The 1325-nt window shown below is 41.4% G+C and carries 2 protein-coding genes; one reads left to right on the top strand and one right to left on the bottom strand.

What is annotated here, in order from left to right; translation table 11 throughout:
• Positions 1–160 precede the first annotated feature (160 nt).
• Entirely contained in the window at positions 161–889 is a 729-nt protein-coding gene (locus KDK13_RS00295; protein ID WP_257282725.1) for a DCL family protein, read from the top strand.
• Positions 890–934: 45 nt separating this feature from the next.
• On the opposite strand, the gene KDK13_RS00290 is transcribed toward KDK13_RS00295, so the two are convergent.
• The gene (locus tag KDK13_RS00290) at positions 935–1171 is read right to left on the bottom strand and encodes a hypothetical protein (protein ID WP_257282724.1); all 237 of its coding nucleotides are present in this window, start codon (positions 1169–1171) and stop codon (positions 935–937) included.
• Positions 1172–1325 lie beyond the last annotated feature (154 nt).

Below are 1325 nucleotides of genomic sequence, written 5' to 3'. Positions count from 1 at the left end.
GATTAAGAGTTAATTACACTTAACAAAAAATTTCAGCGGACTGCCTTCGGCAGCCGCTGAATTTAGCGTTATGCGTCTCAGGCATTGAGTATCACGTAGGTTCAAGCTTTATATTTAAGATATAATCTTCTTTTCTTCCAAACAGCAAGGTGCAGTAAGCATGGCAATTCCTGTCCAAATTGGTGAAAGAACATACCAAACCAAGAAAGCAGCTAAAGATTATTTTAAAGCTATGCTTGCAAAGTATTCTGATGGTGATGAAATAAACGATGAGGATTCATCAGATCTTTATAACCTGCTCGAAAGGCATCCAGAAGCTTCACAAAAGTTTGGCTGTGGTATCGAGTGTTTTTTCAAACAAAGAACAGATAAAGGTACGAGTTGTTTCTGGTTGAGAAGACATGATGGCTCTGAAACAGAGTTTTCTTATCCTACCTGCGTGGATGCAAAGGGTAAATCTTTATACCAAGAGTTTGCAGAAGCTTGTCGTGAATCCGTTAGTGATGACTTACGAGCCACTAAAAAAGGGCATTTTGAAAAACACGCAGACTCTGACGGTCGGGTTGCATGCGATATTAGTGGGGAAATGGTACTACCACATGAATGTCACCTTGATCACAAAAAGCCAATGACTTTCCAGGTTATCGTAAGGACTTTTGTTGCAGCCAATGACATAGAGCCAAGCAGAGAAATGCTAAGTGAGTCTCAAGACCAACAATTTGCTACAACATTCACTGACGCTGGATTGGCTGAAAAATTCGTGAAATATCATCATTCAGTTGCAGATTTACGGATTATAAAAACAAAGCTAAACCTTAGCCTTGGTGGTTCTGAGCGAATTCTTAAATCCAAAAAGCCAGTTGCCATTGTGCAAAACAGCGACGCATAACAAGTGCATCCAGCCGACCACCTACGGCGTCGGCTGATGCAAGCGTTATGCGTATTCATCAGCATCGTCTGTTGAATAAAAAAATACGGCATGAGCAGACACGGTAAATTCCTTTTCACAGTCACCGCACTCAATCTCATGCACTCCCTCTTCATAAAGCTCATAAGATTCGTTTTTTTCAATGTCGTATGTTTTTCCGCAATGTGGGCATCGTGGGTTGTCTTCTCGTTCAAAAATTCGGGTATTTGATTCTTCTCTGGCTTTCTCTAATGCTTCAAACATTTTATCTATTCCTTTTCATCAGCACACGCATAACAACAGCTTCGTGCGGACTGCGCCGCACAAGCAGGGGTTAAACGAATTACTCAACCTATCTTCCAGGCCCCGCATTCGCAAACAAGAGTTCCATCAAGCGCTCGCTCAAAAAAGCATTTAT

Origin of the sequence: Endozoicomonas sp. SESOKO1 (assembly GCF_024606265.1) — a bacterium.
Classification (GTDB): domain Bacteria; phylum Pseudomonadota; class Gammaproteobacteria; order Pseudomonadales; family Endozoicomonadaceae; genus Endozoicomonas.
The sequence above is the reverse complement of the archived record's forward strand: the minus strand, read 5'-3'. Positions and strand labels throughout refer to the sequence as shown.